The organism is Enteractinococcus fodinae (assembly GCF_031458395.1).
GTDB lineage: Bacteria > Actinomycetota > Actinomycetes > Actinomycetales > Micrococcaceae > Yaniella > Yaniella fodinae.
The window spans coordinates 1876759-1901657 of sequence record NZ_JAVDYJ010000001.1 but is presented as its reverse complement, the minus strand read 5'-3'; the positions used below and the strand labels follow the sequence as shown (position 1 = coordinate 1901657).

Below are 24899 nucleotides of genomic sequence, written 5' to 3'. Positions count from 1 at the left end.
ACAACGTGAGCACTTTAGAAATAGTTCCTCGTCCGTCCATTACTATTGTCGGCGGCGGCCCCGGCGGGTACGAAGCCGCCCTGGTGGCCTCAAAATTTGGTGCCGACGTCACGCTGGTTGAACGCAACGGCATCGGCGGCTCGGCGGTACTGACCGACGTGGTCCCCTCCAAAACGCTGATCGCTGCCGCTGACTCTCGTCGCAGGGTAATGGGCGCTCCAGGTCTCGGTCTGGACTTTGACGCAAAGTCCGTGCGGTCGGATCTCGAGGGCATTAACCAGCGCCTGTTGCGTCTAGCCTCTGAACAGTCAGAGGATATTCGTCGCCGCCTCCAAGCCAACGGGGTGCGGATTGTCGTCGGGGAGGCCAAATTCGTCGAACGTAACGTGGTCGAAGTGGTCACGATGGATGGCAAAACCGAGACGATCACCTCTGATGCAGCACTCATCGCCACCGGTGCGACACCTCGCGAACTGGATTCAGCCAAACCCGATGGCGAACGCATCTTCAACTGGAAACAGCTGTACTCGATCGATGAGCTCCCAGAGCACCTCGTCGTGGTCGGTTCTGGTGTGACCGGTGCAGAATTCGCGTCCGCATACCAGCTGCTGGGCTCCAACGTCACCCTGGTGTCCTCGCGCGAAACCCTGCTGCCCGGCGAGGATCCAGACGCGGCCCAAGTGCTCGAGGACGTGTTTTCGGAAACCGGTGTGAACGTGATCTCGCGGACGCGCGCCGAATCGGTCACCAGGACTCGCGACGGAGTGCGCGTGGAGCTCTCCGCCGGGGGATACGTGGAGGGCACGCACTGTCTCTTAGCCGTTGGTGGTATTCCGAATACCGCTGATCTGGGACTGGAAGACATTGGGGTGGAAATGACCCCGTCCGGCCACATCAAGATTGACGCAGTTTCGCGCACTTCGGTCTCCAGCATTTATGCCGCAGGGGACTGCACCGGCCGCCTTGCGCTCGCGTCGGTGGCCGCCATGCAGGGGCGGATCGCCGTCAACCACCTGCTGGGTGATATCGTCAAACCGTTTTCCAGTAACCAAGTGGCCTCTAACATCTTCACGTCCCCGGAGATCGCCACGGTGGGTGTGACCGCTGAGATGGTCGCGACCGGTGAGTATCAAGTGGATCAGCATGTCATTCCGATGGCATCCAACCCGCGCGCCAAGATGATGAACGTTGAAGACGGCTTCGTTAAAATCTTCTCCCGGCGCGGCTCGGGTCACGTTGTGGGTGGGGTCATCGTCGCACCGCGCGCCTCCGATCTGATCTATCCGCTTTCGTTGGCTGTCTCGCAAAAACTCCACGTTGATGACTTGGCCGAGACCTTCACCATCTACCCGTCGTTGTCGGGCACGGTGGCAGAAGTTGCACGTCAGCTGCACCGTCGCGAAGAGTTTTAGACCGCGCTCAACAAGGTGATCTGGACTACACTGTGGTCCAGGAGTTTGAGGTGAGCATTCAACGGTGCCCACCTTGGCATCAACGACGTTGGGAGACACTTTGAGCAACGATATTCTGTGGCAACCACAAGCTGAAACGGTGCAACAGACCGCGATGTATCAGTTCATGCAGGCCATGAAAACCAAACACGGTCTGGCCATGGAGACCTACCTGGACCTGTGGAACTGGTCGGTTGATGATCTTGAAGTTTTCTGGACCGAAATCTGGGAGTATTTCGACATCATCGGGCACAAGCCCACCGGCCCGATGGTGCAGGGGCAGATGCCCGGCACACAATGGGCCCAAGGCGCCAAAGTGAACTACGCAGAAAATATTCTGCGTCATGCCACCAAGATGGCGGACCAAGAAGCCGTCGTCGGTCTGGATGAATCCCTCAACCGTACCGCGCTGACGTGGCAACAGCTCAATGAACAGGTCGGGGCGTTTGCACACCATTTGAAAACGATCGGCGTCACTGAGGGGGACGTGGTCGCCGCCGCGTTGCCCAATATCCCGCAAGCCATTGTCGGGTTGCTGGGCTCCGCAGCCGTGGGCGCCATCTGGTCGGTGGTCAACGTTGATTTCGGGGTGCCCGGTATCGTCACGCGCTTCCAACAGCTGCAACCTAAAGTGCTCATGACCATTGATGGGTTGGAACTCGGCGGCACAGTGCGCGATCAAATTGGCGACCTCGATCGCCTGTTACAGGAACTCGACTCTGTGACTCATCACGTGTTGGTCGAAAATACACACGCCGGCGATCACTCTTTGGTCGCAGAGATTGTGGCCTCCCATAACGTTGAAACCGCGGTCTTTGACGAGATCGTGGCGGAAGGTCGCGAACCCGAATTTACCGCGGTGGATTTCTCTCACCCGCTGTGGGTGTTGTATTCTTCTGGGACCACCGGTACGCCCAAGGGCATTGTGCAAAGCCAAGGCGGGACCGTGTTGGAGATCGCCAAATCCTTTGGACTGCATTATCACGTCCCCCAGGGCGAGGCCGTCTACATTTCAACCTCAACCACCTGGATGCTGTGGAACATGCTGGTGGGCTCGCTGATTATCGGTGCAAAAGCCATCACCTACTCCGGCGGGGTGTTCGCCGGGGGACCCGGGCGGCAGTTTGAGATTTTGGCCCAGGAACGCGTTGCGCTCTATGGGTGTGGTGCCGCCATCCTGACCGGCGTTCAAGAGTCAGGGTTGGTCCCGAAAAACGAGTACGACCTGTCGAATCTGACCGATATCCTAGTCTCGGCGTCACCGCTTCCAGCGCGAACCTGGCACTGGGTCTATGATGCCGTCAAACCGGATGTGCGGCTCCGGTCGGATTCCGGTGGCACCGATGTGTGCTCCGTATTCGTAGGTTCCAACCCGATGGATCCGGTGCGCGTCAATGAGCTCATGGGACCGGCACTCGGTGTTGCAGCCGACGTCTTTGACGGATCCGGCAGGTCAGTAACGGATCAGGTGGGAGAACTGGTCATCACCAAACCGATGCCCACCATGCCCCTGTACTTCTGGAACGATCCGGACGATGAGCGGTATCATGAGGCCTACTTCAGCCAGGACCCACATATCTGGTACCACGGAGACTTTGCCACCCAGACTTCTCGGCAATCCTTCGTGATCCACGGCCGGTCCGACGCGACCCTGAATCGCGGCGGTATTCGCATGGGGTCCAGTGACCTCTACCAGGTGGTTGATGCCCTCGATGAAGTCACAGCATCCATGGTGATCGGAGCAGAACTCGACGACGGCGACTACTACATGCCGTTGTTTGTGGTGCCCACGGACCCTGAGATCGCCCCCGAGCAGCTCAAAGACATCATCACCGAGGCGATTCGTACCGAACTGTCCCCGCGCTATGTGCCCGATGACATCATCATCGCACCGGGGGTGCCCATGACGAAGACCGGCAAGCTCATGGAAGTTCCGATTAAACGCGTCTTGCAGGGGATGGCACCGGAGAAGGTGGCCAAGGAAACCGCCGCTGATCCAGCTGTGCTGGAGTGGTACCTCGACTACGCCGCAGACACCGCGAAGTAGTAGGACTGGGTACGACAACGGCCCGGATCCTCGACGGCTCAGTGCCGCCGAGGTATCCGGGCTGTTGGTATCTAAGGCGCCCGAAAGTAAGGGTTAGCGGGTGCGCTCGATTTCGTCTTGATCAAGGGCTGACAGTGAACGATATTTGGTTTCAGGGCTCAGTGCCAAGAAGATCAAGGTGATCACCGAGGCGGCTGCCAAGTAGTAGCCCACGTAGGAAACATCGAAGGTGCCCATCAGCCAGGTGGCGATGAACGGTGTCAGCGCTGCACCAAGAATGGACGAGACGTTGTAGGAAATGCCGGAGCCGGTGTAGCGGGTTTCCGTTGGGAACAATTCCGGCAGGATCGCCGACATTGGTCCGAAGGTCAGGCCCATCAGGGACATGCCTACGATCATGAACACGATCATGCGCGTGGTGTTGAGTGTGCCGTCGGCATCGACGATGACATCCGCGTTGAGCCACCACCCGAACAGCAGACCGAAAATGATCATCAGCGTGGTAATGGTCAGCATCGTCGGCTTTCGACCGAATTTATCCGCTAGCATCCCAGCAACCGGCACAAAGGCTGCGAAGAACAGAATCGAGATCAGCTGGATGACCAGGAAGTCATTATAGGAGGTTCCCAGCCCGCCGGCTTCTGGTGCACCGATGGCATAAGACAGGATCCAGGTGGTCATCAGGTAGAACAGCACGTAGGTGGCGTACATGATGAACGTTCCCAGGATGAGCTGCCACCAGTTTTTGGCGAACACGTCTTTCAATGGGGCTTTGACGCGCTCATCTTTGGCAATGGCCTGTTTGAAGACCGGGGTCTCTTCCAGCGAAACGCGAACCCAAAGTCCAATGGCCACCATAACGATGGAGGCCAAAAACGGTATGCGCCACACCCAGTCAACAAAGACGTGGTCAGCACCGTGGGCTGCCGAATCGTAATCGAAAGCCAGGGCCAGCACCAGGAAGAAACCGTTGGCGAGCAAGAACCCAAAGGGCGCGCCCAACTGTGGCCACATCGCCGCGGATGCGCGTTTGCCAGGTTTGGCGGTTTCGGTGACGAGCAGGGCAGCACCGGACCATTCACCACCCAGACCAAGACCCTGACAGAAGCGCAGGATGGTCAGCATCGCCGGCGCCCAGAGCCCGATCTGGTAATACGTTGGCAACAACCCGATGATGAAGGTCGCGATACCCATGGTCAGCAGGGCACCAATGAGTGTGACTTTGCGGCCCAGTCGGTCGCCCATGTGACCGAAGATGATGGATCCGAGGGGACGAGCAACAAACGCCGCACCAAAGGTCGCCATCGAGGCAAGCAGGGCGGTTTGGGCGTCGCCGCCGGGGAAGAAGATCAGTGGGAACACTGATACAGCTGCGGTGGCGTAAATATAGAAATCGTAGAATTCGATGGTAGTGCCTACAACCGAGGCCATGATGATTTTCCACCGGGGCACGCCCAGGTCGGCATCTTGAATACCATGCGAAGTCGCTGCGGGTTGCGTTGACATCAAATGAACTTTCGTCGTGGATAGAAACGGTCAGGTGACGTCTGAGTGGTGCATGACGTGCGGTGTCACCTGTGAAACCACCTCAGTGTATATAAGCGCAGTTTCACCGGGTGACACTTCTACACTTTGTTACCCCTCGATGGTTGCTAACGCCGCTCCGGCATTGACGGTCGCTCCGGGTTCGGCGGTGAGTTCCGTCACGGTACCGGCCTTATGCGCGGTGATAGGCTGTTCCATCTTCATGGCTTCCAGCACCAAAATCAGGTCGCCTTCGACCACTTCTGCACCGACTTCCACGCCCAGTTTCACGATGGTGCCTTGCATCGGTGAGGTCACGGTGTCCCCCGATGCCCCTGCCGCCGAGGCACCTGAAGCTTTCGTTGCCGTGCGTGATGGACGACGGCGCTGGGGCTTGGCATCCACCGCAGCAATACCGGCCAGCGAATCGGGCAGCGTTACCTCTACCCGCTTGCCGTTGACCTCCACCGTGACCACCCGGCGTTCGACCTCGTCTTGGTCATCCATGCCGGGGACCACAGACTGTGGTTGCAACTCGTTGATGAAATCGGTTTCAATCCATCGAGTGTGCACCGTAAAGGGCCCCTCAACCGGAACCTTCTGGTTTGGCTGATCCAACTCGGGAGCAAAATTTGGATCCTGAATCACCGTGCGATGGAAAGGCAGTACGGTTGCCAACCCGGCAATGCGCATCTCGTTGAGGGCACGCTGGGAACGCTGTAATGCTTCTTTGCGATCCCGTCCGGTGACAATGAGCTTGGCGACCATCGAGTCGAAAGCTCCCGAAATGGTTTCGCCCTCTTCGATGCCGGTGTCAATGCGCACACCGGGACCTCCCGGCAACCGCATTTTCGTAACCGTGCCCGGGGCCGGCATGAAATTCTGGCCGGGATCTTCGGCGGTGATCCGAAATTCAAACGAGTGGCCATGAACCTCGGGATGGTCATAGCCCAGTAGCTCACCGCGGGCGATCCGGAATTGTTCGCGCACCAGGTCTATGCCAGTGACTTCTTCGGAAACCGTGTGCTCGACCTGGAGTCGGGTATTGACTTCCAAAAATGAGATCGTACCGTCTTGGCCAATGAGAAACTCGCAGGTGCCGGCGCCAACGTAGCCAGCTTCTTGGAGCAGCGCCACAGAGGCGTCATAGAGTTGTTGTTCCTGCTCGGCGGTTAGGTAGGGTGCGGGCGCCTCTTCAACGAGTTTTTGGTTGCGCCGCTGTAAGGAGCAGTCACGGGTCGAGACGACCACCACATTGCCGTCCTGATCCGCCAAACACTGGGTCTCCAGGTGGCGCGGGGCATCCAGGAAGCGTTCGACGAAGCATTCGCCGCGGCCAAACGCTGCTGTGGCCTCGCGAACCGCCGACTCAAAAGCCTCCGGGATCTCTGAACGCTGCCGAACAACCTTAATGCCACGTCCGCCACCGCCGTGAGCGGCTTTGATAGCCAACGGCAGGCCGTACTCATCGGCGAAATCCACGACTTCCTGGGCGGTTTGTACGGGATCGGCGGTGCCTGGTGCCAGTGGCGCCCCAACCCGCTGTGCAATATGACGGGCAGCTACTTTGTCACCGAGCGCGTGAATTGCTGCCGGAGGCGGGCCGATCCAGGTTAAACCTGCATCAAGCACCGCTTGAGCGAACTCAGCATTTTCCGCCAGAAACCCATAGCCCGGGTGCACGGCGTCGGCCCCGGAATCACGGGCAGCGCGCAATACTTTCTCGACCGACAGGTAGGTGTCGGTGACCGTGTCACCGTTGAGAGAAAATGCGTGGTCCGCGAGCCGAACGTGCATCGCATCGCGATCCGGGTTGGCGTAGATGGCTACCGCTTCTAGTCCCTCGTCTTGTGCAGCGCGAATAATGCGGACCGCGATCTCACCCCGATTGGCGATCAGAACCTTCGAAAAGGGTTGGTAGATCATCGAGGATGACGCGCTGGTCATGGACATAGAAACAATTCTCCTTGGTTGGAACGCTCCGCAAAAATGGCACGCAAAGCACGAGTCGCATCGTTGCCATCTCAAGCAGCTTAGGCCGAATCCGTGGAAACCATACAGGATGACGCACCGGCGGAGCCAAAAATACCGATTTTCTTGTAGGAATGCTACAAAAATGTGGGCTAGGTGTTCGCCTCCCAGAGTGCGGTGAGGTCGACGTCGACGCGTTCTAAGAGCTCTCGCACAGCGCGCAACGAGAGACCCAGGACGGCATTGGGGTCACCATGGACCGACGAGATCATCGTGGCCCCATGCCCTTCTAAGGTGAAGCCGCCGGCAACGCCCAACGGCTCACCCGTGGCGATGTAATCATCGATCACCTTGTCGCTGGCGTTGGCAAAAGTCACCGTGGCGCTGACCGTTTCTTGCAGCACTCGATGTTTCGATTCCTCCAGCACCGCGATAATGCAGTGTCCGGTGTGTAAGGTTCCGGATTTGCCGCGCTGTGCCCGCCAGCGAGCTCGTGCAACCTCAGGTCGGTGGGGCTTGCCGTAAGGACGTCCTTCAAACTCGAAGATCGAATCAGCAGCGAGGACATAGGTGGGTTGTTGTGCTTGGTCGGTGCTGATGAGTAGATCCGCGACGGCGTGTGCTTTGGCGGTGGCAAGAGCCTGTGCTTGGACTGGTGGTGGGTCACTATCCACCGTCAGAGCTTCCTCATCGATGTCGGCAGGTTGTTGGATAAACGGTATGCCTGCCCTGTGCAGGATAGCTGTCCGAGCAGCAGAAGCCGATCCCAAGATAATGGTGCTCATCGAAGTGCCTCTTCTAACGTGTCGAGTCCCATCGAACCTAACTGTAAGGCGCGGGTGTGGAATGTTTTGAGATCGAATCCCGGGAGGGCTTCGTGCTGGGCCCTGATCTGTTGCCAGATTCGTTGCCCTACCGCATAGCTCGGGGCTTGTCCGGGCCATCCCAGGTACCGAGTAAATTCAAAGTCCAAAACCCCAGGGGACTCGTACAGATGCTCTTGCAAGAAAGCAAAACCGACCCCCGGATCCCAGCTTTGTGCGCCCCACGCGTCCGGGGCGGTAAACCCACAATGCACACCAATATCGAAAACGACCCGCGCGGCGCGCATCCGCTGAGCGTCTAGCATGCCCAGGTAATCTCCGGGATCGTCGAGGTATCCCAACTCGCGCATGAGCTCCTCGGCATAGAGCGCCCAGCCTTCGCCATGACCCGACACCCACAACCAGTGACGCCGCCAGGAGTTCAACTCGTCAGCGTTCAGCATCGCGGTGGCGATTTGCAGATGATGTCCCGGGACCCCTTCATGGAAGACCGTGGTAGTTTGCTGCCACGTGGTGAACGTTTCCTCGCCTTCTGGAACTGACCACCACATACGTCCGGGGCGGGAGAAGTCTGCGGAGGGCCCCGTGTAGTAGATCCCACCGTCCTGGGTCGGCGCAATCATCGCTTCCACGTAGTCCATGGGGGTAGGAATATGAAAATGCTGCTTCATTGCTTCGATGGTGGTATCCGACAGGTCCTGCATCCATCGCCGCAGCGCCTCAGTGCCGTGTAATTTTCGGGCCGGATCGGCAGATAGCCGCTGCCGGGCTTCCTCAATGGTGGCTCCCGGGTGGATAAGGTCAGCCACCCGGTGTTGTTGCTCTACGATGCGAGCAAGCTCAGCCAGACCCCACTGGTAGGTTTCGGCCAGATCGATTTCGGCGCCCAAAAACCGCCGCGATGCCAGAGCATAGTAATCTTTGCCCACCGCATCTTCAGCACGCGCTGCCGGATACAGGTCAGAGGCCAAGTACTCAGCGAAATCTGCATAGGCTTGTGCAGCCTGTGCTGCAGCATCCTCCAGCTCAGTGTGTCGTGCTTGATCAAGCCCCTCGGTCGTGGCGACGAGCTCAGGAAAGAAGCCCTGCGCGGCTGCCTGAGACTGTCTAATGCAAGCATCGACTTGGCGTTGAGCCGGCGGTAGCCCGAGTTTGACTGCAGCCTCGAGTCGATCCTGATAGCCAGTCAGGGCGGCCTCGACCTGCGTGAGACGTGCTGCAATATTGCCCCAGTCTTCAGTCGTGTCTGTGGGCATCAAGTCAAAGGTGGAGCGAATGTCTTGAACTGGCGAAGCGATGTTATTAAGCTCCACGAGCCCGGTCGCGTAGAGCTCACGATCGACGGTGAGTCGTTCGATCATTGCGCTGCGCGTTACCTTGTCTTGGGCATTGGCTGCTGTCAGTTCGTGCAGTTGCGTCAGGGTACGAGCCTGGAGTTCATCGAGTGCAGCGGCACCATCGGGCGAATAATCCGGCAGCTTATCGGCGTAACCGGGTAATCCGATTTCGGTCGCTGAGACAGGATCTAGTTCGGCTAAACCTGCTGCATAGCGCTCTGCCAGCGCATCAATCGAGGTTTTGGGCATGAGGTCATCTTAGTATCTCTGGGTTCAGACGACACCAAGAGCCTCCCGAGCTCCAAAATTTTGCGATATCGCCCCTAGTAAAAGCGACCTCACCTGATAGAATGTGATCTACATCACTTCACCTGTGTTTGAGAAGTGGCCGTGAGGCCACTTCTTGAGGAGCTCATCATGACGCCAGAGACCACGAAAGCACCGCTGGTCAGAATATCCGGAGTCAATAAACATTTCGGAAATTTCAAAGCACTATCCGATATTAACGTTGATATCCCAAAAGGCCAGGTCTGCATCGTTGTGGGCCCCTCTGGTTCCGGAAAATCCACGCTGTGCCGCACCATCAATCGTCTCGAAACGATTGACGACGACGGTGGTTACATCGAAATCGATGGGAAGCGCTTGCCGGAAGAGGGCAAAGCTCTTGCAGCGCTTCGAGCCGATGTTGGAATGGTGTTTCAGTCGTTTAACCTCTTTGCCCACAAGAGCATTCTCGAAAACGTCACGCTGGGACCGATCAAAGTCCGCAAGCTGCCCAAACGACAGGCAGAAAAAGAAGCCATGGACTACCTGGACCGAGTCGGCGTCGGCGAGCAAGCGCGGAAACTGCCAGCCCACTTATCTGGCGGGCAACAGCAACGCGTCGCAATCGCCCGAGCACTGGCGATGAAGCCCAAAGTCCTCCTCTTCGATGAACCCACCTCAGCGCTTGACCCTGAAATGGTCCAAGAAGTACTCGACGTCATGGTTGACCTAGCGGCCGGCGGGATGACCATGGTGGTCGTAACCCACGAAATGGGCTTCGCCCGCAAAGCAGGGGACCGGTTGCTCTTCATGTCCGAAGGCGCAGTCATAGAAGATACCACCCCAGAGAATTTCTTCACCAACCCTCAGACCGCACGGGCCCAAGACTTCCTATCCAAAATTTTGACCGAGTAAATACCCCATCACAAACACCCTGAACCGAAAGGTACCCCCATGAAGACACCATGGAAGAAAATAGCAGCCCTCGGCGCCGCTGCCGCTCTGGCATTATCGGCATGTTCCCCAGGGGCCTCAGAAGACGCAGAGACCGATACCGAAGCCGAAGGAAACGGCGGAGGTGGGGAGACCATCACCGTCGGGATCAAATATGACCAGCCGGGTCTTGGTTTCCGAGAAGGAAATAATGAACCCACCGGTTTCGACGTGGACGTAGCCAAGGCCGTGTTAGCCGAGATGGGTTATGAAGAAGATCAGATCGAATGGGCCGAAGCACCCACTCCGCAGCGTGAAAACATGCTGGAAAACGGACAGGTTGACATGATCTTCGCAACCTACTCCATCACCGAAGAACGTGCTGAGCGAGTCGACTTTGCAGGACCATACTTTATGGCCGGACAAGATATTTTGGTTCGCGTAGATGACGAAGAGATCAACGGACCAGAAGATCTCAATGGTAAGAACCTCTGTTCTGTTACTGGCTCCACCCCAGCACAAAACGTCCGCGATACCTACGCCGACGAAGTTGAATTGGTCGAACAAGACGGGTACAGCGAATGCCTGACCTTCTTGCAATCGGGTCAAGTTGATGCCGTTACGACCGACGACATTATCCTTGCCGGTCTTGCAGCTTCAGATGAATACGCTGGCGAGTTCAAAGTCGTAGGTGAAGCCTTCACGGAAGAACCCTATGGCGTCGGCCTGCCCAACGGTTCAACTGAGACCTGTGAACAGGTCAATGAAGCCATCCAGACGCTGCGTGATGACGGCACCATCGACGAACTGCTCGCAGCTAACACCGAAGGAGTTGACTACGAAGCAAATGCCGAGCTCAACGATAATCTTGAGCTGCGAGAGTGTGAATAAACCGTAATCGCAAAGCCCGGCACCTGCCGGGTTCGTCTATTCATCACCGAGTTCGGTGTCCTCAGCTTCTGCCTGGGCACCGGGCTCGGTGACATCTGACTCGAACTCACACCAACAGGCAGGCAACAGCTATGGAAGATATTCTCTTTCTTTTTGAGCAATATCCCATCTTCGAAGGGTTTTGGACCAACATCCAACTGGCATTCTGGGCCAGCATTTCTGCCTTTACGCTTGGGGTCATCCTTGCTCTATTCCGCATCTCACCGGTGCGCTCAATGAGCTGGCTGAGTGCAGCATTCATCAACCTGGTACGAAATACACCGCTCACTGTGCTGGTTGTTATGGCTGTCCTCGTGTTCTGGGGCCAACTTCAAATCAGCATGCACTCAAACTTCGATACGAACTTTTTCATCCTGGCGACCATAGCCCTATCGGTATACCACGCCCCATTCTTTGCCGAAGCCATTCGTTCCGGTGTCAATACGGTACCCGCTGGACAAGCTGAAGCGGCCCGTTCCATCGGGCTCGGCTTTTTCCCCGCGGCGCGCCACGTGATCATTCCCCAGGCACTGCGAGGTGCTATTACCCCGATTGGTAATACACTTATCGCCTTGATTAAAAATACGACGGTAGCTGCCGCCGGATCCGTGATGGAGGCCTCCGGCGTGATGCGCACCATGATCGAATTCAACCCCAATGTCATGGTCGCGATCTTCTTGATTATCGCGATCGGATTCAGCCTGATCGTTATACCGGTGGGGCTCCTGACCACGTGGTTATCTGTGAAACTGGCGGTGACACGATGAGTACCACCTATGTCCTCTTTGATGAACCAGGCCCACGGGCACGAAAAATCATCACTATCCTCAACATTGTCGTCGCACTCATTGCGGTCGCAGTGCTGGTATGGGTGTACCTCGCCTTAGCAGCACAAGGCCAAATGCGCCCACACCTCTGGTGGAACGCCATCAATGCCAACGCCTGGGGGAACTATCTGTTGCCCGGCATCCAGTTCACGCTCCAAGCCGCCGCCATCGCGGTGGTCTCCTCCGTGATCTTTGGCCTGCTATTCGGGTTCTTACGGCTCGCACCGTTCAAGCTCGTTCGAGGCCTCGCGATGGTGGTGGTCGAATTCTTCCGCGCAGTGCCCGTGCTGGTACTGATGGTATTTTTCTACTTTTTCTTCTCACAGTACTTATCTGGCATCATTGACCCGCGAGATTCCGCCTATTATGCGGTGATCGTTGCGCTGACACTTTATAACGGCGCAGTTATTGCTGAACTGGTGCGCTCCGGGGTGCGGTCGCTACCGGCTGGCCAACGTGAAGCGGCACTGGCCGTCGGAATGACCACTACGGGATCGCTTCGAACTGTTGAAGTCCCGCAAGCTCTGGTGGCCATGCTGCCATCGCTGGTATCCCAATTCGTGATCATCCTGAAAGACTCAGCACTGGGTTACATCATCGGGTTTGCTGAACTGTTGCGTTACTCACGCCATCTGGGCGCCGGCTACGGCAATATCCTGCAAGCGCTCGTTGTTGCAGCGGTGATCTTTATCGTCATCAACTACGCCCTGGTGTGGTTAGCACAACGCTTGTCACGACGTCTCAGTTCGCGCACATCAGGCGACGTCGGGGTGGGCATTCCCGGGATGGTACAAATCGCCGAAGACGCTCCCGCCGAGTCAGAACCCACCGAAACCCGGTCCCAAGCGATTATTGCCCAAGACCGACCGCGCGATTAGTGGCCGCGGGGTGACTCGTGCCACCCGTCAATCGCAGCCCAAGTCGAGATCACACGATTGCGTGTCGAATGATCGACCGGGGGTTCAGCCGGTGGGGTCTCGACCAGCTGTGTGTTGATCACGGTCAACAACGCGGCGGTTTCTTCTTCGGTCAGCGACGTTCCGTTAACCCGAATGCCGGTAGATGGTGGTTGACCTGTCATAGTGGTATGTTTCCGTGCTTCTTTGCTGGACGTGATTCACGTTTCGCCACGGTTGCCCGCAGGGCACGCACTACTTGTGCGCGGGTCTCTGACGGAGCGATGACCGCGTCAATGTACCCGGAGTCAGCAGCCTCATAGGGGTTCAGTAGTGCGGTTTCGTAATCTTCGATCAACTCAGCCCGTCGTGCCTCGACATCCCCGCCGTCTTGTTCGACCGCGACGAGATCTCGCCGATACAAGATATTCACGGCTCCCTGGGCGCCCATGACACCGATTTGGGCGGTGGGCCAAGCAAGGTTGACGTCGGCGCCCAGCTTCTTGGATCCCATGACAATGTAGGCGCCACCAAACGCCTTGCGCGTGATAATCGTAATCTTGGGTACGGTTGCTTCAGCGTAAGCGTAAATGAGTTTTGCACCGCGGCGAATGATTCCGGAGTGTTCTTGGTCGACGCCGGGCAAGAAGCCAGGAACATCGACCAGTGTGACGATCGGGATGCTGAACGCATCACAGAACCGTACAAAGCGTGCAGCCTTTTCCGAGGCCGCGATATCCAGGGTGCCGGCCAGCTGTGACGGCTGGTTCGCGACCACACCCACGGTGCGACCTTCGATGCGAGCCAGACCCACAATCACGTTGGGTGCGTATCGTTCCTGGATCTGCAGCAACGCCCCATCGTCCACGATGGCCGCGATGACTTGACGCATGTCATATGGCTGGTTCGCGGAGTCCGGGATAATAGTATCCAGGGCCAGATCTTCGACACTGGTTTCTAAGTCCTGCTGGAAAGTTGCCTCTTGGGTGATGAAATTATGTGCCGGCAGGTAGTCGAGCAGTTCAGAGACCCAGTCAAAGGCGTCTTGTTCGTCAGCGGCCATATACGCGGCCGTCCCGGAGGTCTCATTGTGTTGACGAGCCCCTCCTAAGGTTTCCATGTCGACCTCTTCACCCGTGACCGACTTGATGACATCTGGGCCGGTGATAAACATGTGAGAGGTCTGGTCAACCATGACCACAAAATCGGTCAGGGCAGGGGAGTAGGCCGCCCCACCGGCGGCCGGGCCCATGATGATCGAAATCTGCGGGACCACACCTGAGGCCATGACGTTATTGCGGAAGATATCGGCAAACATGGCCAACGAATCCACGCCCTCTTGAATGCGAGCGCCCCCACCGTCGTTGATAGCGATAATTGGGAAACCATTCGTGGCCCCGAATTCTTGGGTTTTGACGATCTTTTCGCCGTTGACCTTCGACAGCGAGCCGCCAAACACGGTGAAGTCTTGGGCGTAGATGGCGACGTTATGTCCATCAATGGTTCCGTATCCCGCGACGACCCCGTCGCCTTCTGGATGGCGGGCATCCATCCCAAACGAGGTGGTGCGGTGGGTGCGCAGCTGATCGAATTCCACGAAGGAACCGTCATCGAGCAGTGCTTGGATCCGTTCGCGGGCGGTTTGTTTTCCCCGGGCGTGTTGGCGATCGACGGGTCCCTGACCGGTGGGCAGCAGAGCTGCTTCGCGCCGGTGGAAAAAGTCTTCGAGTTTGCCAGCAGTGGTGGTGAGATCCGGGGTAGTGACGCCCAGGTTGTCACCAGACTGTGCGGGGTTGGTCAACGGGTCCTCCAGGGTAGAGTATGGCCTGTATCCTGGATAATACTACCGGTTGTTTAAGATGAAGGTTCTCGTACGTGGCGCAACTACAGCAGCAACAGATCGCCCCCGGGGTGTACTGGGTTGAACAGACCGGTTCGACGCAGGATCTGGTGATCGCAGCTCAGCACGAGCTTGCTCATGGGGATGTTATTGCCACTGACCACCAGACGGCAGGGCGTGGCAGGCTGGATCGTAGCTGGGACACTCCCGCCGGCACCGCAGCCGCCATGTCGATCGCGTTACGACCCAAGCTGGCATCAGACCTAATGGGCGTGTTGACACTGGTGGTGGCTGATGGCCTCGTGCGCTGGTTTCGTGACCTTGGTGTGACAGCCGGGGTGAAGTGGCCCAACGATGTGCAAGGTCCAGATGGTAAGAAACTGTGCGGTATTTTGGCGCAGTGGCTGCCTGAAACCCACACCGTGGTGGTTGGTGTGGGCACGAACCTGAATTTCGGAGAGCATCCGAGGCTTGACACAGCTGGCGCCCTGGCGGACTATGGCCTGGACATGCCAGCCCAAGACTTTGTGATCGCAGCTCGTGACCGTTTGGTTGAGGCCGTCGACGATTTCGCGGCTGCGCCGGATATTTCCGCATTGGAACCTACGATGACGACTATCGGCCAACAGGTCAAAGCGATTATGCCCGGGGGCAACGACATTTACGGGACTGCCGTGGGTCTTGGCGCCACCGGTAGCCTGATAGTACGCGGTGACACGGATGAAGAAATCTTTGCCGCAGATATTGTACATTTACGACCGGCCTCATAATTGGGCGCGACACCTCAAGGAGGGACATGCGAACGCACTATGTGACGGGTGAACACCTGCTGGTGCGTACCCGTGCGCACCCATCGGTGTTAATCCGCCCGGCTTGGTACCTTATTTTATGGGCTGGGGCTGCAGGGTTGTTCTCCGGTGTGCTGGCCAGTTATACGATGCCCGACTTCATCCGGAGTGCAAGTCCGACCCTGACCACCATCGGGCTGGGGTTGATTGCCATCGGCGTGTTCCTGACAGTTATCCGACCACTGTGGCAGTGGTTAGTGTCGCGGTATGAGATCACAACGCATCGCGTTGCCCACAAACTGGGAGCGATCGCTGTGAAGCGACACTGGGTTGCGCTACATTCCTTAGTGTCGCTGAAGGTGCATCAGTCGCGTCGCCAGCGACGTCGTGGTTCAGGGGATCTGCACCTGATGAACTCTCGTGGCCAAACCTGGGTGCTGCATGACATCCCAGAAATTTCAGAATTTCAAACCCTTGTCGATACGGAACGCTTCGGTTCCCATGGCCGTTACGCTAACGGTTCGCTCAGTGAAAGTAGGGGCTTGTGACCAAAGATTCAGATACGCACGCTGAACCCACACCAACCCAGCCACTTGATATAGTGCAGCCAACGCCGGCCAGTTCAGCAGACTTAGGCGCCGCGGAACCATTTTCGGAAACCTGGACCCAAGCCATCAAAGTCCTCGATGAAGAACTCATCGGTGGCCCACGGCTTCTGACCCCGCGCGACCTGGCAAAAGAACTTGGTGTCTCAATCGTATCGGCCCGCAAGATTTGGCGTGCCATGGGCTTTCCGAACATCAAAGCCGACGAAAAGGTCTTTACCCAACAAGATGTCGCAGCCATGGCCACCATCGTGGAATTGGTTCGCGAAGATGTCCTCAACGAAGAAACCGCCATCTCAATTGCCCGATCCATCGGGCAGATGACCGACCGCATGGTGGTGTGGCAAATTGAGGCCCTGGTGGAAGACAAGATGAGCGCCGAAGGACTCTCGGACCCCGAAGCCCGCCGGGAAGTCGTGCGACTGCTGCCCTCGGTCATCGAATCCTTAGAAGACGTCGTAACCTACTCCTACCGGCGCCAGCTCAACTCTGCTTTACAGCGACTGACCGTACGTGTCGAAGCCGGTCTAGCGGCTTCCGAAGAAGGCCGGGACGGTACCGAGGACGATACACCCCTGCCGTTGGCCCGAGCCGTCGGCTTCGCCGACATGGTGTCCTATACGGCCTTGTCGCGGACCATGAGCGAGCGGACACTGGCCCAAATGGTGCAGCGGTTTGAACAAATCTGTGCCGAAATCATCGCCGTGGGCGGTGGCCACCTGGTCAAAACCGTCGGGGATGAAGTGTTGTTCAACGCCGAAACTCCCGAAGCCGGAGCCGACATTGCGCTGGCGCTGTCCCAAGCCCTGAATGAAGATGCCGTGTTGCCATCTGCGCGCGTTTCGGTGGTGTGGGGCCGTGTGCTGTCGCGATTGGGGGATATTTATGGCCCGACCGTCAACCTCGCGGCACGGTTAACAGCACTGGCCGATCCAGGGACAGTGCTGGTGGATCAGTTAACCGCCAATGTACTAGCCGATGATGAACGGTATATTTTAATTCCCCAACCACCGCAGTCGGTGCGCGGGTTCGGTCCGATTAATCCCTCCATGCTGCTGCGCGGCGCCGGAGACGGGATAGAGGTTGACTAATGTATAGTTTTACAGCCGCGGCCGCCACAGATGTGGGCTACCAGCGGGATCTGAACGAGGACTCCTACCTAATACGCGACGGATTATACCTGGTGGCCGACGGGATGGGCGGCCATGACGGCGGGGAGCTGGCTTCTGCCGCTGTCATCGACACGTTCATCCAGGCGTATGAGCAAACCCCGCAACCGTTTGAACTAGCGAGTCTCCAAGAGTGGCTCACCCAAGCCAACCGGGCGGTCTACGATATCGCCGAAGGCCGTGCCGGGACCACGCTGACCCTGTTGACCAATGTGCTGCACCAAGACAAGCCACAACTGGTTGTAGCCAATGTCGGAGACTCACGCACCTATCGTTATCGGGCCAATGACGAGGCCTTTATCCAGCTCACCCAAGATCACTCGGCTGTGGCTGAAATGGTCCGGTTGGGCCAACTGAGCGCCGAAGAAGCCCGCGAACACCCGGCGCGCAACGTCATCACCCGAGCGGTCGGCTCCAACTTGCGTCTGCTCGCCGATGTGGTGTTGTTGGACGCCAACGTGGGCGATCGCTTCTTGCTGTGCACCGACGGTTTGACCGGTGGGGTCCAAGACCAAGAGATCGGGCTCATCCTGGGAGCCGCATCGACGGTTCAAGATGCTGCAGATCAACTGGTTGAACTGGCCCTAGAAACCGATGGCTCAGATAATGTCACAGTCGTCGTCGCTGAAGTCACCGAGACCACCCAGTAGAATGGCGGCCGTGAACACTCCTGATCCAGAACTGTTAGAGCGCTACGAAACTCTCAAAGACCAGGTCCGACATCACAGACGTGCCTACTACGTCGACGATGCACCTGAGATCTCCGACGCGGCCTTCGACGCGCTGTTTCGGGAACTCGAAGATCTTGAGGCCCTCCACCCGGAAATCGTCACCGGGGATTCACCAACCCAGGAAGTCGGGGGCAACGCGGTCTTTTCGCCCGTGGAACATCTGACCCAGATGTATTCGCTGGAAGACGTTTTCTCGGTCGAAGAATTGGAGACCTGGTTTGCACGCGTTGGGAGTCGCCTCACACAGCTTGGCGTGACCGACGAAGTCGGCTGGTTAGCCGAGGTCAAGATCGACGGGCTGGCGATCAACTTGCTTTACCGCAACGGCTCCTTGGTCCGCGCTGCGACCCGCGGCGATGGAGTGGTCGGCGAGGACGTCACCCAAAATGTGATGACCATCAAAGAAGTGCCAACCAAGCTCACTGGTGACAACATTCCGGCGGAACTTGAAGTTCGCGGCGAAGTGTTCATGCCACCGCAAGCGTTCAACGAGCTCAACGATGCACGGGCCGAAGACGGGCTGGCACCGTTTGCAAATCCCCGCAACGCTGCTGCCGGTTCCCTGCGACAAAAAGACCCGGCCGAAACCGCCAAGCGTCGCCTGTCCCTGTTCGTTCACGGGCTTGGTAGGGTGACCGGGGCGACCGTCACCTCACAGCACCAAGCCTACGAATTGCTGGCGTCCTACGGGCTGCCGGTCTCGCCGTACAGCAAGCTCATCACCGGGCCCTCCGATCAGGTGGCCCAAGAAGTCATCGAATACATCGAAGACTACGGCGATCGACGCCACGATCTGATTCACCAGATTGATGGCATCGTCGTCAAAGTCGATGACGTGACCTATCAGCGGCAACTGGGTTATACCTCCAGGACGCCTCGGTGGGCGGTGGCCTTCAAATACCCACCCGAAGAAGTCCACACCAAACTGCTGGATATCCGCGTCAATGTCGGCCGAACCGGACGAGTCACACCGTACGCGTTGATGCAACCGGTCTTGGTGGACGGCTCAACGGTGTCCATGGCCACACTGCACAATAAAGACGTCGTCAAAGCCAAGAACGTCAAAATCGGTGACACCGTGGTACTGCGCAAAGCCGGCGATATTATCCCCGAAATTGTCGGCCCGGTCTTGCCGTTGCGCGACGAGGACGTCGTCTACGACTTCGTGATGCCCACCCACTGCCCGGCGTGTGACACGCAGCTTCGCCCGCTCAAAGAAGACGACGTCGATCTGCGGTGTCCCAATGCCAAAAGCTGTCCGGCACAACTGACCGGACGCATCGAACATGCTGCCTCACGGGGTGCGTTCGATATTGAGGCCCTCGGCGAAGAAGCGGCCACCTGGCTAACCAACGGCCCTGGTCCTAACCCGGCCGACCACGGTGGCATCGTGCAACCCACCGGCCCCGGCGTGCTGACCTCCGATGCGCAACTGTTCGATCTGGCCACCAACGGCGACGAGGAGCTCAAAGCGCAACTGGCCGATGTGTATGTCTGGCGCGAAAAACGCTCACAAGGCCAGCCGACCGGCGTGTGGGAAAAGGTGCCCTACTTCTATAAACGCACCACGCACGAACCAACCTCCAACACGCTGCGCCTGTTCGAGGAACTCGAAAAAGCTAAAACCCAGCCGCTGTGGCGGGTGCTGGTCGCGCTATCCATCCGGCACGTGGGCCCCACCGCGGCCCGGGCGCTCGCCGCATCGTTCGGCTCGATGGACGCCCTGCGAGAAGCCGCCGTAGCGCAGGATTACGAGCGCTTCACTTACGTCGATGGTGTCGGTGAGGTCATCGCCAGCGCCGTCATGGAATTCTTTGCCAGCGACTGGCGATTGGCCATTATTGACGCCTGGGCAGCCGCCGGTGTGACCATGGCCGATGAGGTGACCGAAGACTCCACCCTGCTCGACGGTGTCACCGTTGTGGTGACCGGTACGTTGGAGCATTTCACCCGCGACTCCGCCAAAGAAGCCATCCTCTCACGCGGGGGTAAAGCCACCGGTTCGGTCTCGAAAAAGACCGACTATCTGGTGGCCGGGGACAACGCGGGGTCGAAACTCGACCGGGCACGACAGCTGAGCGTGACAATATTAGATGAACAAGGGTTTCAAGACTTACTAGCAGGAGAACGATGAACGCATTCTTAGCGGTGGCACGTGCCGCCGCAGAGGCCGGTGCTGCCCAATTAGCCCAACGCCCCGAAACCGGTACGCCCTTGACGGTGACGGATCTGGGTGCTGAAACGAAATCCTCGGGTTCGGACTGGGTCACAGACTTTGACCATCGGGCCGAAGACGCCATCCGCTTCGTGCTGCAATCGTACCGGCCGCACGATGAAATTTATGGCGAAGAATTCGGTGCCACCACCGTGGAAAACCCCAGTGGCTACCGCTGGTCCATCGACCCGTTGGACGGCACGACCAACTTCATCAGAGGCCTACCGCACTACTGCTCTTCAGTGGCCGTGCAATACGAGGGCCGGTGGATCGCCGCAGCCATTGTGGCACCGGCACTCGGCCGATCCTGGTGGGCCACTGATGGTGGGGGTGCCTTCACCACTCGCACCGGACCCCTGGATGTGGGCCTACCCAGCCAACCGGCCGAACCCGTCCGACTCACCGGCCCGGTCCTGGGCAGATCCGGGCGCCTACTGTCGTCTGGCTTCTCCTATGACCCAACCCGCCGAGGGTTCCAGTTCGAACAGCTGCAACGCCTGCTACAAACCGGTGACTTTTCAGACCTGCGACGCGCCGGCTCAGCAGCCCTGGACCTGTGCATGGTCGCCGACGGCACCCTCGATGCCTACGCCGAATACGGGCTCCAAGAATACGACTGGGCCGCCGGCGCGCTGATCGCCAACGAAGCAGGCGTGCCGGTTCGCCGTCCAGCGTGGCAAGTCTCCGACACCACCCCCGACTGGATCATCGCCGGGGACGTCGGTGTCGACCACCACGCCCTAGAAGTGGACCCCAACCACCCGATCGGTCGCACGCAGCTGACCGGAACGGTCACCACGGACAACCCCCAGGACTGGATCGAGCAACTGACCGCAAAACATACGGCGGGCGGAATACTGCAGGTCAACAACTTCCACCTGCACTGCACCCCAGGGGATGGCATGGTCACCGTGGAAGCAACCGGGCCCGCCGACCAAGTAACCTCTCTGCAGCAACGTCTGGGAGACCTTCGTTGGTGACCATCCGTCCGGCGACCCCCGAAGATTATCCGGCGGTGCGCGACCTCACGCATGCCGCTTATATAGCCGCCGGGCACATCGCCCCGGAATCTGACTACGCCGCAACGCTGACCGACATCCCGGCACGCGCCGAGGGACTGTATGTGGCCGAGGTCGACGGACAGGTCGCAGGCAGCGTCAATATTGCGCCGCCACCATCGGGCATGACCGAGGTAGCCTACGATAACGAATTAGAGTTTCGTATGCTGGCGGTGCACCCGGACTTCCAGGGCCAAGGCATCGGGCGAGCACTGGTCACCTACGCGTTAGACCTGGCTCGCACCCGCAATGCGGACGCGGTCGCGATTACCACCATGGCATCCATGACCACCGCCCAGGCCATGTATCATGCCATGGGGTTCCGACGGGCCCCGCAGCGCGACTGGAACCTCTACACCGCAGGCATCGTGGATCATGACGAAGGACTCGAAACCTTCCTGGTCTACGTCCACCCGCTGAATTCAACCCCCTAGTGAAGGAGCTGTATGGTTGAGCACATTGCCGCAACCGCACATATCGCGCTCACCGAAGACGAGCGCACCAAACTTGCCGCTGAGTTCGATCCGATCATCGAGTCCCTTACGTTGACCGCTGATCCACAGCTGCCTGCAACCGTCAACCCGCTGCCGGTCAACAACGTGCTACGCGACGACACCGTCGCCAACGAACTCACCACTGAACAAGCCATCTCGGGGGCCCCTGAAGCTCAAGACGGTCAATTCATGGTCCCTGCGATTCTGGACGGAGAATAATGTCGCTTACCCACCTGACCGCCACCGAAATGGCGGCACAACTGCGTGCCGGTGACACCACCGCAGTGGAACTGGTCACCGCACACCTCGATGCTGGCTCCGACGCCTACGCCTACGTCAACGCCGATGATGCACTGGCCGTGGCAGCCGACGTAGACGCCGGCAAATACGATCATCCGCTGGCCGGGGTCCCCGTCGTGTTATCCGATGTCATCGTCACCGCTGACATGCCCACCGAGGCCGGTTCCGACTACCTCGCCGGGTGGGTGTCGCCGTATGAGGCCACCGTCGTGACCCGCTTACGCGCAGCCGGACTGCCTATTTTAGGCAAAGCGACCGTCTCCGAATTTGGTATCGGCGAAGAATCCGGTGCACACCAGGCCGTGAGCAACCACCAGGCCCCGTTCGCGGTGGTTTCCGATACCGCCGGCACAGCCCGGCACATCGCCGCAAAAACCGGTGTCGTCGCCGTCAAACCGACCTACGGGGCCATCTCCCGATACGGTCTGGTAGCCGCCGTGTCCTCCATGGACACCATCACCCCGATTGCCCGGAACACGGCGGATGCCAAAGCGCTGCATGCACTTCTCGCCGGACCTGACGCCCAAGACCCCACGAGTCTGCACTACGAGTGGGACCTCGACAGTTCCTCCGATGTTGCGGGCCTCACCATTGGTGTCATCACAGCCCAGCCCGTAGACGTCAACGACGGCGCATGGGCCCTGTATCAAAACGGTCTTGCCGCACTGGAAGGTGCCGGTGTCACGACCACCGAGGTCACCCTGGAGTCCCTGGAACAGGCACGCCAAGCCACCCACATCATCGGTGCGGCCGAATTTTCCGCCAACCTAGCCAAATTTGATGGCATCCGCTTCGGCAACCGCGTCACCCCCGACAACGCGACCATGCAAGACGTCATCATGGCCTCGCGCGGGGCCGGTTTTGGCTACGAGACCAAACGTCGGATTATCCTGGGCACGCAGTTGCTGTCCTCGGGCACCATCACCTCGCATTTCTACCCGGCCCAGCGCGTCCGCACGGCCGTCATCAACGACCACAACGCCGCGTTTGACACGGTAGATGCGCTCGCCGTGCCCGCCGCGACCATCCAGGGCGCCGAATACGACTCCACTAACCCGGGCGTGGGGGCGTCTCTTGCCGGGCTACCCGCCGCCAGTGTGGCCGGCGTCCACATTTCCGCACCAACCTATGCAGATGAACTGGTCTATCGCATCAGCGCCGTTGTCGAATCGGCAGGAGCAGCATCATGAAAACCGCTTTACAAACCTACGAACCCGTGTTGGGTTTTGAAGTCCACGTCGAACTCAACACCACAACCAAAATGTTCTCCACCGCGACCAACGCCTTCGGAGACCAACCAAACTCCAACGTGACCCCCGGAGACCTTGGGCTCCCCGGTACGCTGCCGACCATTAACGCTGCCGGTATCGACTACGGCATCAAGCTGGGACTGGCGCTGAACTGCACTATCGCACCAGAGTCACGGTTCACTCGCAAACAGTACTTCTACCCGGATCTGGGCAAAAATTATCAGACCTCGCAAGAAGAACCCGCGATCGCTTACGACGGCTATGTCGATGTCGAACTCGATGACGGGGAAATCTTCCGGGTCGAAATTGAACGCGCCCACATCGAAGAAGATGCGGGCAAACTCACCCACATCGGCTCGACCGGCCGTATTCATAACTCCTCGGCCTCACTGGTGGACTACAACCGGGCCGGGGTACCACTGGTTGAGATCGTGTCCAAACCGATTACCGGTGCCGGCGAGCGAGCCCCAGAATTGGCTCGCGCCTACCTGGCCACGATCCGCGACATCGTCAAAGCGCTGGGCGTATCCGATGCGCGCATGGAACGCGGCAATATTCGCTGTGACGCCAACGTCTCGCTGATGCCCATCGGATCAACAACCTTTGGCACGCGCACCGAAACCAAGAACGTGAACTCGACCCGTGCGGTGGCCGCCGCCGTGGAATCCGAGATCATCCGGCAGGCCAAAGCCTTGGACGCGGGCGAAACCATCGTCCAAGAAACCCGACACTGGGACGAGGAAAACCGGTCCACCCGTTCCGGGCGACCAAAATCTGACGCCGACGACTACCGGTACTTCCCAGACCCCGATCTGGTGCCGATCGTCACCGATGAGGCGTGGATTGATCGGCTCCGGGCCGATCTGCCAGAAAACCCGGTGCAGCGTCGTCGCCGTCTGCGCGACGAATGGCAGTTCTCCGAGACTGAGTTCCGCGATGTGGTCGCTGCCGGGATCCTTGACGAAATCGAACAAACCGTCAGCGCCGGGGCGACCCCGGAAGCCGCACGGAAATGGTGGATGGGCGAAATCGCCCGCCTGGCCAACGAAGAAGGCGTCTCCCCAGAAGCCCTAGGTGTCACGCCCGCCGATGTGGTCGAAATCGAGCAGTTGATTGCCGACAACACCATCAACGACAAGATCGCCCGCCAGGTCGTGGGCTACATTGCTGCCGGAGAAGGCCGTCCCGGGCAGATCGTCGAAGCTCGCTCGCTAGCTGTGGTCTCGGATGATGGCGCGCTGTCCAGTGCGGTTGACGAAGCAATGGCAGCCAACCCCGATGTCGTCCAGCGCATTAAAGACGGGCACATGAAGGCCGTGGGCGCGCTGATCGGTCCCGTCATGAAGGCCACCAAGGGTCAAGCCGATGCCGGCAAGGTTCGCGAAATTATCCTGGAAAAGATCGGCTAACCAGGACTCCATCGGCGCAACGCGGGACGGTATCAC

Annotated in this window: 22 protein-coding genes; 16 read left to right on the top strand and 6 right to left on the bottom strand. The window is 58.6% G+C overall.

Going from position 1 to position 24899, the window contains the following annotated elements; all coding sequences use genetic code 11:
• The first annotated feature begins 5 nt into the window (after nucleotides 1–5).
• Nucleotides 6–1412 (top strand): NAD(P)H-quinone dehydrogenase, encoded by a 1407-nt coding sequence (locus J2S62_RS08840; protein ID WP_310173784.1) that lies wholly within the window; start codon nucleotides 6–8, stop codon nucleotides 1410–1412.
• A gap of 100 nt (nucleotides 1413–1512) precedes the next feature.
• Complete coding sequence (locus J2S62_RS08835; RefSeq protein WP_310173781.1) at nucleotides 1513–3498, top strand: acetoacetate--CoA ligase; 1986 nt, start codon at nucleotides 1513–1515, stop codon at nucleotides 3496–3498.
• A gap of 93 nt (nucleotides 3499–3591) precedes the next feature.
• Here J2S62_RS08835 and J2S62_RS08830 read toward each other — a convergent pair whose 3' ends face one another.
• From J2S62_RS08830 to J2S62_RS08815, 4 genes are all read right to left on the bottom strand, one after another.
• Complete coding sequence (locus J2S62_RS08830) at nucleotides 3592–5004, bottom strand: MFS transporter (protein WP_310173778.1); 1413 nt, start codon at nucleotides 5002–5004, stop codon at nucleotides 3592–3594.
• Between the two features lie 129 nt (nucleotides 5005–5133).
• Nucleotides 5134–6969 (bottom strand): acetyl/propionyl/methylcrotonyl-CoA carboxylase subunit alpha, encoded by a 1836-nt coding sequence (locus tag J2S62_RS08825; protein ID WP_407650012.1) that lies wholly within the window; start codon nucleotides 6967–6969, stop codon nucleotides 5134–5136.
• Nucleotides 6970–7145: 176 nt separating this feature from the next.
• Nucleotides 7146–7778, bottom strand: coding sequence for a Maf family protein (locus tag J2S62_RS08820; protein WP_310173771.1), 633 nt, complete (start codon nucleotides 7776–7778; stop codon nucleotides 7146–7148).
• Entirely contained in the window at nucleotides 7775–9403 is a 1629-nt protein-coding gene (locus tag J2S62_RS08815; protein WP_310173768.1) for a DUF885 domain-containing protein, read from the bottom strand. The genes J2S62_RS08820 and J2S62_RS08815 overlap by 4 nt, the downstream gene beginning before the upstream one ends.
• A 168-nt stretch (nucleotides 9404–9571) precedes the next feature.
• Between J2S62_RS08815 and J2S62_RS08810 the strand changes: the two genes are divergently transcribed.
• The 4 genes from J2S62_RS08810 to J2S62_RS08795 all read left to right on the top strand — a co-directional run bounded on the left by J2S62_RS08810 (nucleotide 9572) and on the right by J2S62_RS08795 (nucleotide 12986).
• A complete protein-coding gene (locus J2S62_RS08810; RefSeq protein WP_407649936.1) occupies nucleotides 9572–10333 on the top strand; it encodes an amino acid ABC transporter ATP-binding protein in 762 nt (253 codons plus the stop codon).
• A gap of 39 nt (nucleotides 10334–10372) precedes the next feature.
• The gene (locus J2S62_RS08805; protein ID WP_310173766.1) at nucleotides 10373–11242 is read left to right on the top strand and encodes a glutamate ABC transporter substrate-binding protein; all 870 of its coding nucleotides are present in this window, start codon (nucleotides 10373–10375) and stop codon (nucleotides 11240–11242) included.
• Nucleotides 11243–11373: 131 nt separating this feature from the next.
• Complete coding sequence (locus J2S62_RS08800) at nucleotides 11374–12048, top strand: amino acid ABC transporter permease (RefSeq protein WP_310173763.1); 675 nt, start codon at nucleotides 11374–11376, stop codon at nucleotides 12046–12048.
• A complete protein-coding gene (locus J2S62_RS08795) occupies nucleotides 12045–12986 on the top strand; it encodes an amino acid ABC transporter permease (RefSeq protein ID WP_310173760.1) in 942 nt (313 codons plus the stop codon). The genes J2S62_RS08800 and J2S62_RS08795 overlap by 4 nt, the downstream gene beginning before the upstream one ends.
• Here the strand turns inward: J2S62_RS08795 and J2S62_RS08790 are convergent.
• Together J2S62_RS08790 and J2S62_RS08785 are read right to left on the bottom strand one after the other, a co-directional pair.
• Nucleotides 12983–13189: a hypothetical protein gene (locus J2S62_RS08790; protein WP_310173756.1), complete on the bottom strand. Its 207-nt coding sequence runs from the start codon at nucleotides 13187–13189 to the stop codon at nucleotides 12983–12985. The genes J2S62_RS08795 and J2S62_RS08790 overlap by 4 nt on opposite strands.
• Nucleotides 13186–14805, bottom strand: a complete 1620-nt coding sequence (locus J2S62_RS08785) for an acyl-CoA carboxylase subunit beta (protein WP_310173753.1) — start codon at nucleotides 14803–14805, stop codon at nucleotides 13186–13188. Before J2S62_RS08785 ends, J2S62_RS08790 begins: the two co-directional genes overlap by 4 nt.
• A 74-nt stretch (nucleotides 14806–14879) precedes the next feature.
• On the opposite strand from J2S62_RS08785, the gene J2S62_RS08780 reads away from it, so the two are divergent.
• The 10 genes from J2S62_RS08780 to gatB are packed head-to-tail and all read left to right on the top strand — an operon-like array spanning nucleotide 14880 to nucleotide 24863.
• Complete coding sequence (locus tag J2S62_RS08780) at nucleotides 14880–15614, top strand: biotin--[acetyl-CoA-carboxylase] ligase (RefSeq protein ID WP_310173750.1); 735 nt, start codon at nucleotides 14880–14882, stop codon at nucleotides 15612–15614.
• A 26-nt stretch (nucleotides 15615–15640) separates the two neighbouring features.
• A complete protein-coding gene (locus J2S62_RS08775) occupies nucleotides 15641–16180 on the top strand; it encodes a PH domain-containing protein (protein ID WP_310173746.1) in 540 nt (179 codons plus the stop codon).
• Nucleotides 16177–17328 carry an adenylate/guanylate cyclase domain-containing protein gene (locus J2S62_RS08770; protein ID WP_310173743.1) on the top strand — a complete coding sequence of 384 codons (1152 nt, stop codon included), beginning with the start codon at nucleotides 16177–16179 and terminating at the stop codon, nucleotides 17326–17328. The genes J2S62_RS08775 and J2S62_RS08770 overlap by 4 nt, the downstream gene beginning before the upstream one ends.
• Complete coding sequence (locus tag J2S62_RS08765; protein WP_310173741.1) at nucleotides 17328–18056, top strand: PP2C family protein-serine/threonine phosphatase; 729 nt, start codon at nucleotides 17328–17330, stop codon at nucleotides 18054–18056. Before J2S62_RS08770 ends, J2S62_RS08765 begins: the two co-directional genes overlap by 1 nt.
• Before the next feature lies 1 nt (nucleotide 18057).
• Nucleotides 18058–20271, top strand: a complete 2214-nt coding sequence (gene ligA, locus J2S62_RS08760) for an NAD-dependent DNA ligase LigA (protein WP_310175816.1) — start codon at nucleotides 18058–18060, stop codon at nucleotides 20269–20271.
• The gene (locus J2S62_RS08755) at nucleotides 20268–21332 is read left to right on the top strand and encodes an inositol monophosphatase family protein (protein ID WP_310173739.1); all 1065 of its coding nucleotides are present in this window, start codon (nucleotides 20268–20270) and stop codon (nucleotides 21330–21332) included. Before ligA ends, J2S62_RS08755 begins: the two co-directional genes overlap by 4 nt.
• Nucleotides 21329–21844 carry a GNAT family N-acetyltransferase gene (locus J2S62_RS08750; RefSeq protein WP_310173737.1) on the top strand — a complete coding sequence of 172 codons (516 nt, stop codon included), beginning with the start codon at nucleotides 21329–21331 and terminating at the stop codon, nucleotides 21842–21844. The genes J2S62_RS08755 and J2S62_RS08750 overlap by 4 nt, the downstream gene beginning before the upstream one ends.
• A 12-nt stretch (nucleotides 21845–21856) precedes the next feature.
• Nucleotides 21857–22123 carry an Asp-tRNA(Asn)/Glu-tRNA(Gln) amidotransferase subunit GatC gene (gatC, locus tag J2S62_RS08745; protein WP_310173735.1) on the top strand — a complete coding sequence of 89 codons (267 nt, stop codon included), beginning with the start codon at nucleotides 21857–21859 and terminating at the stop codon, nucleotides 22121–22123.
• Nucleotides 22123–23394 (top strand): amidase family protein, encoded by a 1272-nt coding sequence (locus J2S62_RS08740; protein WP_310173732.1) that lies wholly within the window; start codon nucleotides 22123–22125, stop codon nucleotides 23392–23394. The genes gatC and J2S62_RS08740 overlap by 1 nt, the downstream gene beginning before the upstream one ends.
• Entirely contained in the window at nucleotides 23391–24863 is a 1473-nt protein-coding gene (gatB, locus tag J2S62_RS08735; RefSeq protein ID WP_310173729.1) for an Asp-tRNA(Asn)/Glu-tRNA(Gln) amidotransferase subunit GatB, read from the top strand. Before J2S62_RS08740 ends, gatB begins: the two co-directional genes overlap by 4 nt.
• Nucleotides 24864–24899 lie beyond the last annotated feature (36 nt).

Coding starts and splice junctions, on each gene's coding strand:
- J2S62_RS08830 (WP_310173778.1), bottom strand. CDS start 5,004: ATGTCAACGCAACCCGCAGCGACTTCGCATGGTATTCAAGATGCCGAC.
- J2S62_RS08825 (WP_407650012.1), bottom strand. CDS start 6,969: ATGACCAGCGCGTCATCCTCGATGATCTACCAACCCTTTTCGAAGGTT.
- J2S62_RS08820 (WP_310173771.1), bottom strand. CDS start 7,778: ATGAGCACCATTATCTTGGGATCGGCTTCTGCTGCTCGGACAGCTATC.
- J2S62_RS08815 (WP_310173768.1), bottom strand. CDS start 9,403: ATGCCCAAAACCTCGATTGATGCGCTGGCAGAGCGCTATGCAGCAGGT.
- J2S62_RS08810 (WP_407649936.1), top strand. CDS start 9,572: ATGACGCCAGAGACCACGAAAGCACCGCTGGTCAGAATATCCGGAGTC.
- J2S62_RS08805 (WP_310173766.1), top strand. CDS start 10,373: ATGAAGACACCATGGAAGAAAATAGCAGCCCTCGGCGCCGCTGCCGCT.
- J2S62_RS08800 (WP_310173763.1), top strand. CDS start 11,374: ATGGAAGATATTCTCTTTCTTTTTGAGCAATATCCCATCTTCGAAGGG.
- J2S62_RS08795 (WP_310173760.1), top strand. CDS start 12,045: ATGAGTACCACCTATGTCCTCTTTGATGAACCAGGCCCACGGGCACGA.
- J2S62_RS08790 (WP_310173756.1), bottom strand. CDS start 13,189: ATGACAGGTCAACCACCATCTACCGGCATTCGGGTTAACGGAACGTCG.
- J2S62_RS08775 (WP_310173746.1), top strand. CDS start 15,641: ATGCGAACGCACTATGTGACGGGTGAACACCTGCTGGTGCGTACCCGT.
- J2S62_RS08765 (WP_310173741.1), top strand. CDS start 17,328: ATGTATAGTTTTACAGCCGCGGCCGCCACAGATGTGGGCTACCAGCGG.
- ligA (WP_310175816.1), top strand. CDS start 18,058: ATGGCGGCCGTGAACACTCCTGATCCAGAACTGTTAGAGCGCTACGAA.
- J2S62_RS08755 (WP_310173739.1), top strand. CDS start 20,268: ATGAACGCATTCTTAGCGGTGGCACGTGCCGCCGCAGAGGCCGGTGCT.
- gatC (WP_310173735.1), top strand. CDS start 21,857: ATGGTTGAGCACATTGCCGCAACCGCACATATCGCGCTCACCGAAGAC.
- J2S62_RS08740 (WP_310173732.1), top strand. CDS start 22,123: ATGTCGCTTACCCACCTGACCGCCACCGAAATGGCGGCACAACTGCGT.
- gatB (WP_310173729.1), top strand. CDS start 23,391: ATGAAAACCGCTTTACAAACCTACGAACCCGTGTTGGGTTTTGAAGTC.